This is a genomic window from Arthrobacter sp. zg-Y179, from assembly GCF_020907345.1.
In the GTDB taxonomy this organism is placed as follows: Bacteria; Actinomycetota; Actinomycetes; order Actinomycetales; family Micrococcaceae; genus Arthrobacter_B; species Arthrobacter_B jinronghuae.
Genome location: NZ_JAJJOB010000005.1, coordinates 717,775 through 726,991 on the forward strand (window position 1 = coordinate 717,775; position 9,217 = coordinate 726,991).

At 65.9% G+C, this 9,217-nt stretch carries 7 protein-coding genes and 1 other RNA gene; 2 read left to right on the forward strand and 6 right to left on the reverse strand.

Annotated features, from left to right (window positions below):
* Window positions 1–28: 28 nt before the first annotated feature.
* Together LOC56_RS06685 and LOC56_RS06690 are read right to left on the reverse strand one after the other, a co-directional pair.
* Window positions 29–553 carry an SRPBCC domain-containing protein gene (locus tag LOC56_RS06685; protein WP_229951487.1) on the reverse strand — a complete coding sequence of 175 codons (525 nt, stop codon included), beginning with the start codon at window positions 551–553 and terminating at the stop codon, window positions 29–31.
* Window positions 496–1,473 (reverse strand): 3-methyladenine DNA glycosylase, encoded by a 978-nt coding sequence (locus LOC56_RS06690; RefSeq protein WP_442860077.1) that lies wholly within the window; start codon window positions 1,471–1,473, stop codon window positions 496–498. The genes LOC56_RS06685 and LOC56_RS06690 overlap by 58 nt, the downstream gene beginning before the upstream one ends.
* Window positions 1,474–1,790: 317 nt before the next feature.
* Between LOC56_RS06690 and LOC56_RS06695 the strand changes: the two genes are divergently transcribed.
* Window positions 1,791–2,006 carry a hypothetical protein gene (locus tag LOC56_RS06695; RefSeq protein ID WP_229951489.1) on the forward strand — a complete coding sequence of 72 codons (216 nt, stop codon included), beginning with the start codon at window positions 1,791–1,793 and terminating at the stop codon, window positions 2,004–2,006.
* A 76-nt stretch (window positions 2,007–2,082) separates the two neighbouring features.
* Here the strand turns inward: LOC56_RS06695 and LOC56_RS06700 are convergent, their stop codons facing one another.
* The 4 genes from LOC56_RS06700 to ffs all read right to left on the reverse strand — a co-directional run bounded on the left by LOC56_RS06700 (window position 2,083) and on the right by ffs (window position 7,668).
* Window positions 2,083–3,369, reverse strand: a complete 1,287-nt coding sequence (locus tag LOC56_RS06700) for an aspartate kinase (RefSeq protein ID WP_229951490.1) — start codon at window positions 3,367–3,369, stop codon at window positions 2,083–2,085.
* A gap of 211 nt (window positions 3,370–3,580) precedes the next feature.
* A complete protein-coding gene (gene recR, locus LOC56_RS06705; protein ID WP_227920863.1) occupies window positions 3,581–4,177 on the reverse strand; it encodes a recombination mediator RecR in 597 nt (198 codons plus the stop codon).
* Between the two features lie 104 nt (window positions 4,178–4,281).
* A complete protein-coding gene (locus tag LOC56_RS06710; protein ID WP_229951491.1) occupies window positions 4,282–7,494 on the reverse strand; it encodes a DNA polymerase III subunit gamma and tau in 3,213 nt (1,070 codons plus the stop codon).
* A gap of 78 nt (window positions 7,495–7,572) precedes the next feature.
* Window positions 7,573–7,668: signal recognition particle sRNA small type (gene ffs, locus LOC56_RS06715), an RNA gene on the reverse strand.
* Window positions 7,669–7,915: 247 nt separating this feature from the next.
* Here ffs and LOC56_RS06720 point away from each other — a divergent pair.
* The gene (locus LOC56_RS06720) at window positions 7,916–8,668 is read left to right on the forward strand and encodes a glucosamine-6-phosphate deaminase (protein ID WP_229951492.1); all 753 of its coding nucleotides are present in this window, start codon (window positions 7,916–7,918) and stop codon (window positions 8,666–8,668) included.
* Window positions 8,669–9,217: the final 549 nt, after the last annotated feature.

Sequence of the window (9,217 nt, forward strand, 5' to 3'; positions counted from 1 at the left end):
AGCGGAGCCACCAGCCTAGCCAACGCTGTCAAGCACGGTCGGGCGAATCCGCGGCAGTCTCTGCCTGCGCCGCGAAGTAGGCTCCCTGGCTTGGGAAGTAGTCCTCGAAGTCCGGAGCCGGGCCGCCGCTGCGGGCGGCCATCAGGTGGTCCAGATAATATTCCCAGCCCGGCCCGATGCTTGAGGCGGCCTGCGGATCCTCCAGGTGGTGGATAAAATCCAGTGCGGTGCCGGCCGGTTCGTCCCGGAGGCGGATCTCCAGGTCCCAGCTGCCGAATTCATCCTCGACCAGCAGGCGCAGAAGTTCCGGGGAGACGCACTCCGCTATCCGGACCCGGCTCCACGGCAGGCCCTCTTCGAAGAGCAGCTGCAGGTCAACGGTGCCGCCCCTGCCCGGGGTTCCTTCCCAGCGGCCGAACCACTGGGCTGTCAGGTCGGGGTCGGTAAAGCTGGGCCACACGGCCGCAGCCGGTTCGGGAAAGCTGCGGTGAAGAATCAGGTCGTAGGACTCGGGTCCTGTGCGGATAACCCGGCCGGTCGGTTCTGGTTGCATAGCTGTCCTCCAAAGGGTTCCAGCAGGCTCAGGATGTGCGCCCGCAACTGCTGCGATTCCTCGGCGAAGCCGCGTTGTGCGGCTGCGTACTGCGCCCGGCCGGCCGGAGTTTCCACCGCAATCGGGGTGTAGCCCCAATCGGCCAGGTCGTAAGGGGAGGCACACATGTCCATTTCGCGGATGCGCCAGGACAGCTCGAAGGCGTCCATAACCACCTCGCTGGGAAGCAGCGGCACCAGTTTGTAGGCCCATTTGTACAGGTCCATGTTGGCGTGCAGGCAGCCGGGCTGTTCCAGGTCCCGCTGGTTCTCGCGGGTGGGTGTGAGCTCGTTCAGGGGTACCGCTTCCGGGGTGTAGAACCGGAAGGCATCGAAGTGGGTGCAGCGGATCCGGCTGCGCTCCACCAGCTCATCCGTCCCTTTGGCACCCAGCCGCAGCTGCAGGTAATCGTGCCGGATGCCGTTGTCCTCCGACTTGTAGGCCATGGCCCACTCGTGCATGCCGAAGCATCCCAGCACCGGCTTCCGCGCGGCCGTACGGGAAAGCAGCATGGTGGTGAACCCGAGGGCGTCACCGCGCACCGCGGCGAATCCCTCGGTATCCACAGTGACGGCGGGTGTTCCGGCGCCGATCCCCGCCGCGTCCCGTTCCGTTTCCGTCAGCGTCCGGTAAAACTTCCACCCGGTGCGTTCGAGCGCGGACGGACCGGTGAGAACGACGCCGGCGCCCGGGTGCCAGCGCAGCAGCTGGCCGGGTTTCTGGGAATAGTAGGTGAAGAGGAAGTCCTCCACCGGGTGCTTCCACCTGGCCGAACGCCGTGCGAGGAATCCTTCGGTGAAGGGCCGGACGCGTTCTTCGTGGGCGGACTGCCGCGGCAGCCATTGGTCCTCGCTGAGGATGGTGGGGTGGGCGGGAGCAATCACCGTCCCATTATCCCGGACAGCCGACGCCCTGGCCTACGTCCCCTAGCTGTTTTTCCGATCTTTCCGGGTGCCGCGCAATGACAGTCCCCGGGGAGGAGTTGTCAGGAGTCGGAGCCGGGAAACTTCCTGGACGTCGACTACCTGTCCGGAGCCAACCATTTTGTGGCTGCCGACCGGCCCGACGCCGTTATCGCCGCCGCACGGGAGGTGTTCGCTTAGGCGGTGCCGCCGTCGTCCTGTGCCAACGCCGCCAACGGTGGGTGCACTGATCATTAGTACGATAGGAGCGGCAATGCCCGTCGGAAAGGTGCAGCATGGTTGAGAAGGAAAGCTTTGTAACCCGGTTCATGCGGACCACGGGCAAGGTGCGGCTGATCTTCGGACCCGCGCAGCAGGGGTCGCTGGACCATCCGATGACGGAGGAGAACCAGGCCCTGCTCAAGGCGCAGCAGGCGCAGGAGAAGGCGATGTGGGAAACCGTGACCCGGGCCGACGGCAGCAGCTACATCGTCTCGCGCAAGCCCGAATAGGCTCCGGATACTCAAGAGGCCGGCCCCCCCCTTGTGGGTGCCGGCCTCTTTGCTGCCCGATTTTGCCTAAGCTGCCCTAGCGCCCGGTGCCGCCGTACACAGTGGCCTCGCTGTCGCCGTCGAGCCCGAAGGCCGCGTGCACCGCGCGTACTGCGGTGTCCAGCAGCTTGGCGCTGGTGACCACGGAGATGCGGATCTCGGAGGTGGAGATCATGTCGATGTTCACCCCGGCATGGTGCAGGGCCTCGAAGAAGCGGTGCGAGACACCCGGGTTGGACCGCATGCCGGCGCCGATGAGGGAGAGCTTGCCGATCTGCTCGTCGTAGTCGATGGAGTCGAAGCCGACTTCGGCCTTCGCGGCGTTCAGCGCATCGATGGCTTCCTTGCCGTCAATGATGGGCAGCGTGAAGGAGATGTCCGTCCGGCCCGAGCCCTGCGTGGAAACGTTCTGCACGATCATGTCGATGTTGGAGTTCGCGCCCGCCACGATGCCGAAGATTTCCGCGGCCTTGCCGGGGATGTCCGGAACACCCACCACCGTGACCTTGGCTTCGGAACGGTCGTGGGCAACGCCGGAGATGATGGGCTGTTCCAAGGGTTCTCCCTCTTGAATCTTGATCTTGTCATCGGGGCTGGGCAGTACCCAGGTTCCCTCGTGTGAGCTGAAGGATGAGCGGACGTGCAGGGGAACGCCGAAGCGCCGGGCGTATTCCACGCAGCGCAGGTGCAGAATTTTGGCGCCGGAAGCGGCCAACTCAAGCATTTCCTCGCTGGAAATCTTCTCGATCTTCTGGGCGCTTGAAACCACCCGGGGATCGGCGGTGTACACGCCGTCGACGTCGGTGTAGATCTCGCAGACATCGGCCTCGAGAGCCGCGGCCAGGGCCACCGCCGTGGTGTCCGAACCGCCCCGGCCAAGGGTTGTGATGTCGTGGCTGTCCTGGCTGACGCCCTGGAAGCCGGCAACGATGGCGATGTCACCGCGCTCGATGGCGGTCTTGATGCGGTGCGGGGACACATCGATGATCCGGGCCTTGCCGTGGATCGCATCGGTGATCATGCCGGCCTGGCTGCCGGTGAAGGACTGCGCGGAGCCGCCGAGCTGGTTAATGGCCATGGCCAGCAGTGCCATCGAGATGCGCTCCCCGGCGCTGAGCAGCATGTCCATTTCCCGGGCGTTGTTCAGCGTGGTGATCTGGCCGGCCAGATCCAGCAGCTCGTCGGTGCTGTCGCCCATGGCGGAGACCACAACCACCACTTCGTTGCCGGCGGCATGGGTATCCACCACGCGTTTGGCCACGCGCTTGATGCCTTCGGCGTCCGCTACGGAGGAACCGCCGAATTTCTGCACTATCAGGCTCATGCGTACACTTTCTCAAGTTTCGTTGTGGGTGCTGGCGCCCGGCATCTTCGACGCGGCTTCGAACTCTTTCCCCTCGGAAAGCGGATGGTACCAGCCGCTTTCGTCGGTCCGGAAAGTCTATCGCCGCCGTCGGGAAGACCCGAAATACCTACCCGTAACCTGCTGCCACAGGCGGGTCGGGGACGGCGCCGCGCCTTGGGGAACCCCGAGCTTAGGACATGCTCCGACGGCCCTCAAAGGCACGGCCGAGGGTGATCTCGTCCGCATATTCAAGGTCTCCGCCCACGGGCAGGCCGGAGGCCAGGCGCGTGACCTTGATCCCCAGAGTCTTGAGCATCCGCACCAGATAGGTGGCAGTGGCTTCACCCTCGAGGTTCGGGTCGGTGGCGATGATGATTTCGGAGATCTGCTCATCCGACAGCCGGCTGAGCAGCTCCCGGATGCGCAGCTGGTCCGGACCGATGCCGGCAATCGGATTAATGGCGCCGCCCAGCACGTGGTAACGGCCGCGGAAGGACCGCGTCCGCTCCACCGCAATCACGTCCTTGGACTCTTCGACCACGCAGATCATGGTCGGGTCCCGCCGCGGGTCCCTGCAGATGGTGCAGGTTTCCTGCTCTGTGACGTTGCCGCAGACACTGCAGAACTTCACCCGGTCCTTGACCGTGACAATGGCGGTGGCCAGCTTCTTCATGTCATCGGGATCGGACTCGAGGATGTGGAACGCGATGCGCTGGGCGGACTTGGGCCCGACGCCGGGAAGACGGCCTAGTTCATCGATGAGTTCCTGAACGGCACCTTCGTACACGTAACCTTCTCTGCTGGGTTGAACTGCGTTTATAGCTGGGTGTTACCGGGGTTTCCCGCATGATGCGGCCCGGATCGGGCGTGCGGGGCGGGAGCCGGCGCTGATCAGCGGCCGTCCAGGCTGCGTTCCTCGATCAGGCGTCCGCCCAGAATCCGTTCGATCGCCTTACGCCCCACCAGACCGGAATCCTCAAGCGTGATGTCATCCGCGCTGGGAACATCTTCGACGTAGGTCGAGTCTACTGGGCGGCTCCCCCTGACGGGGGATCCGCCGCCGCGCTGGGCGGCTTCATTGAGGAGCTTCTGATAGCGGCTCAGCGGCTGGTTGGGAGCACCGCCCGCGGGAGCGGAGGGGGCTGCGGGGGCCGGTGTCGCCGGAACGGATGTCCGGACGTCTGGTGCCGCTGCGCCCCGATCTTGACCCGGCGTCGTCGAGGTTCCGGGCCGGGAGGTCAAGCCGGTGGGTACGGCCGACGCCGGCACCCCTGCCCGTGGGCTGCCTGCGGGTACGGACGGTGCTGCCTGACCGCTGCCGGTCCGGGTGCCGGGTCCGGAGTTTCCGCCTGCCGGTCGGGTGGTGGACCCGGTGCCGGCCCAGTCAGTGCTTGCCCACTCGGAGTCCGAAAGGTGTCCGCCGGAATAAACGTCCGCAGGTGCCTCTGCGGTTTCCCAGGCATTGCTTTCCGGCGCATCGTTGAATGGATCGCTGGGCTCGTCCGGCCAGGGCTCATCCGACGGACTATTCCTGCCGGGCCGCCCTGCGGTTCGTGCGCCGGTGGGGGCGCCGGCGCTGCCGTTCCGGCCGGAGGTTCCGCGGGTGGCATGGCCCGGGCCGGTGGACGGAGTTCCGTTGCCTGCGGCGTTCGAGCTGCCGGAGCGGCGCCGGAGGGCAACCGCAGCCGCGTTGACCGGTGCGCCGACTGCCGGTCCGGGCACCTGTGCGTCTGGTGCCGTCGCTTCGTTGGGGGAAGCCGTTTCGGCCGGGGCAGCCGATGCGGGTGCTGCGACCGGCGCCGCAACGGCCTGCGCCTGCGGTGTCGGAACTTCCCGGTTAGCTGGCTTTGCCGGCTCCGGTGTGGAAGCAGCCGCCGGGGCTGACGCCGAGGCTGCGCGCGAATCCGGGGCATTCGAAGCCGGTCCGGCCACCTTGGTGGTCCCGGTGGCTGGAGCCGCGGTGGACTCGGCGCTCCGACCATCCGGCAGTCCTTGAGCTGGCTTTGCCGGAGCCGGTTGTGCCTGGACTGCCGGTGCCGGGACTGCAGGCGCCTGAACTACCGGTGCCTTGGCGGCCGGTGCGGATGCCGGCGCTTGCCGGCTATCGGCTTTTGGGCCCGACTCACCCGCTGACGCCGAGCTGTCATGGATCGGATTGATCTGGCAGTCCAGCGCCAGGACCTGATGGATCGCCTTGCGTAGGTTATCCAAATGGTCGGGGCGGTTGAAGTTGGTGGCAGCGCCGGGGTTGGTGAAGGCAAGTTCAAGTACCTTGCCGTCAAAGGCTCGCGGGCTGGAGTTCTTGCTGACGTTCAGCCAGGTGGCACGGCGGATGCTGGTCAGGGCATCCATGATTTCCGGCCAGGCTCGGCGGATCATTTCGATCTGGCCGCTTCCGCCGGCGGGAGCCGAACCGGGGCCGCCGGCCGGAGCCTGCCGCTGCTGAGGCTGTGCAGGCTGAGTCGGTGCCTGCTGCGCCTGCTGCGACGGCTGTGCCGGCGTCGGCTGGGACACCGGCTGGGACGGCGCAGGTTGGGACGGTGCAGGCTGCTGCGCAGCAGGCTGCGACTGCGCCGGCTGGGACGGTCCGCTGGCGGCAGGGCGGGAACCGTTGGATCCCGCTGCGGGCGCGGAGCTTGAAGCGGCCGGAGAATCCGCAGCGGAAGCCGCCTGCGCCGGGGTGGACCACGTGCCGCCCCAGTCCAGGGAACTTCCGGCGGGCTTGCTGTCCTGGCTGGAGGCTGCCGGCGCGGCAGGGGTTGCTGCTGCTACATCCGGGGCGGGTGTTGCCGCAAAGTCGATTCCGCGGGGAGATGCCGGAGCTTCGTCCACTGCAGGCGCGGAAGCACCGGCCTGCGAAGCCGTGGGTGCGGCCGCGGGAATGGTGTTCACCGGAGACGCGGCAGCGGCGGCGCGGCCCATCGCCTCGGTGGGATCGCCTGCATAGCTGAGCCGGCGCTCCAGGCGGTCCACCCGGGCGGCCGTTCCGCGTTCGGCCTGGTCTGCGGCCGGAAGCAGGATGCGGGCGCAGAGTAGTTCGAGGTGCAGCCGCGGTGAGGTGGCCCCGGTCATCTCGGTCAAGGCAGTGTTGGTGATGTCTGCGGCGCGGGACAGCTCACTGCTGCCCAGCTGCGTGGCCTGGGTCTGCATCCGGTTGATCTGGTCTTCCGGCATACCGCGGAGCACCGTCGATGCGCTGTCCGGCATGGCGTTGACAATAATCAGGTCACGGAAGCGTTCCAGCAGGTCTTCGACGAACCGGCGGGGATCCTGGCCGGTCTGAATAACGCGGTCCACGGCGCGGAACACGGTAGCTGCGTCTGCGGCGGCAACTGCGTCGACGACGTCGTCGAGCAGTGACACAGGGGTGTAACCCAGCAGCGAGACGGCCAATTCGTAGTCCAGGCCGTCGGGACCGGCACCGGCCATGAGCTGGTCCAGGACGGAAAGGGTGTCACGCACGGACCCGCCGCCGGCTCGGATCACCAGGGAGAGAACGCCCGGGGCGACCGCTACATTCTCCTGCGCGCTGAGCTTCTCGAGATAAGCCAGCAGCGGCTCCGGCGGAACCAGGCGGAAGGGGTAGTGGTGCGTGCGGGACCGGATGGTTCCAATAACCTTGTCCGGCTCCGTGGTGGCGAAGATGAACTTGATGTGTTCCGGCGGCTCTTCCACGATCTTCAGCAGGGCGTTGAAGCCGGCGGACGTGACCATGTGGGCCTCGTCGATGATGAAGATCTTGTAGCGGTCCCGGACCGGGGCGAAGGTGGCGCGCTCCCGGAGGTCGCGGGCGTCGTCGACACCGCCGTGGCTGGCTGCGTCAATTTCGATGACGTCGAGGCTGCCGGAACCGTTGCGGGCCAACTCAACGCAGCTGTCGCACTTGCCGCAGGGGACCGGGGTGGGGCCCTCGGCGCAGTTCAAGCAGCGGGCAAGAATGCGCGCAGAGGTGGTTTTGCCGCAGCCGCGCGGGCCGGAGAAGAGGTACGCGTGGTTCACGCGGTTCTTTTGCAGGGCCGCCATCAGCGGCTCCGTGACGTGCTCCTGGCCGATCACGTCTGCGAAACTCTCGGGACGGTAGCGGCGGTAAAGGGCTGTACTCACAGATAGAAGCCTATCGGTTGGCACTGACGGTTTTTCCTCCGGCGGCAGGCACGGCGGAAACTCCACTTCCTCAAAAAAATTAAAGACCCCCCATGCACCTGCCAGAGCCCGCTTACCCTTGCTACCTTCCGGTCCTGGGGGAGTTCACAGGATGACACCACATGAGGGGCCGGGAACCAGTCTACCCGAAAATTTCAGGCCACGTTCCGCAGCGGATTCCGGGCACCTTTGGGGGATAGGGAGCCATTCCCCGAGGTGCGGGGCATACTGGAAAACCCGCTGGAACGGGAGCACACGACGCTCCGTCCGCTCCCGTTCGTATCGCGAAAGGAGGCCCGATGAATCCGTCCCTCTCTGCCCCGGAGAATGCCGCCCTATATAGGGTCCGCAACAGGGCGTTCCCCGGCGTCGGAGCACCCCGGTGACTCTCGCCCTATATACGGTGCCCGACGCCGCCGGGCTGGGCGCGCTTGGCGCCTCCTTTATAGAGGTGCTGGTTCGGGACCGGCCGGATGCCGTGCTCGGGTTGGCGACAGGTTCCTCACCGCTGCCCGTCTACCGGTACCTGGCGACCCGCGGACTGGACCTGTCCCGGGTCCGGGCATTCGCCCTGGACGAATATGTAGGACTGCCTGCGGGTAGTGAACAGTCCTATGCTGCCGTCATCGAGCGGGAAGTCGTCCGCCCGCTCGGGCTGGATCCCGACCGTGTCGCGGTGCCGGACGGAGGTGCGGAGGATCCGGCCCAAGCGGCCGAAGCATTCGAACGCCGGCTAGAGCAGTCCGGGGGAGTCGACCTTCAGCTGCTGGGAATCGGCCACAACGGACACCTGGCCTTCAACGAGCCAGGCTCACCCTTGGACTCCCGTACCCGGGTGCAGCGTCTGTCCGAAACCACGCGGCGGGCCAATGCCCGCTTCTTCCCCTCTATTGGGGAGGTTCCGCGGTTCTGCATCACGCAGGGGCTGGGGACTATCCGGCGCGCACGGCATCTGCTGCTGCTTGTGCGGGGGGAAGGCAAGGCCGGGATCCTGGAACGGGCACTGACCGGCCCGGTGGATACGGACTGCCCGGCCTCCATCCTCCAGCTGCACCCTAGGGTCACCGTGATCGCTGACGAGGCAGCTGCCTCCGGGGTGGAGGGCCGGGAAGAAATCCTGCTGCCGACCGAATAAGGGGTCGTCGCGGCAACACTGGCCGGCCGGCGGACGGCGTCCGCCCAATGATCCACTGAACGACGACGGCGGTCTGCAGTAAGCGCTGTAACGCACCCAGGGAAGCACCCGAATCCCGCCCGGAAACACCATCAAGATCCGGCCCGAGGTGGGTGTCCGGCGTCACTGGAATCCGATTTGCGGCTCCGGGTAAATGTGTGTAAAGTTTTAGAAGTCGCCGCGGCCGGGACGCTGGAAAAGCGCCCGAGCATGGCGGCCAAACCCCAACAAAAAACAGAGTCCAACCAGTGCGTGCCCTTCGCGGGGCCGGTGGGAAAGACTCCGGTTGTTGATGGGTCCGGGACGGCGGAAACGCTTTCCTGTAAAACATTGCAGCGAAGAAGAAAAGGAAAACATTGTTTTCCCGAGTATTTTCGGATTGCGTCTGTTGTTTGAGAACTCAATAGTGTGCCAAGTTTATTGATACCAATTTATTTTGATTGGTTGAACAGGCCGTTTCCGCCCACCCCGTGGGTATGGGACGGTTTTTTTAGCCGGTTTCGAATTTAG

What these genes read in the sequence shown, in the direction of transcription:
- LOC56_RS06685 (WP_229951487.1), bottom strand. Translation starts at nt 553, where the DNA reads ATGCAACCAGAACCGACCGGCCGGGTTATCCGCACAGGACCCGAGTCC.
- LOC56_RS06695 (WP_229951489.1), top strand. Translation starts at nt 1,791, where the DNA reads ATGGTTGAGAAGGAAAGCTTTGTAACCCGGTTCATGCGGACCACGGGC.
- LOC56_RS06700 (WP_229951490.1), bottom strand. Translation starts at nt 3,369, where the DNA reads ATGAGCCTGATAGTGCAGAAATTCGGCGGTTCCTCCGTAGCGGACGCC.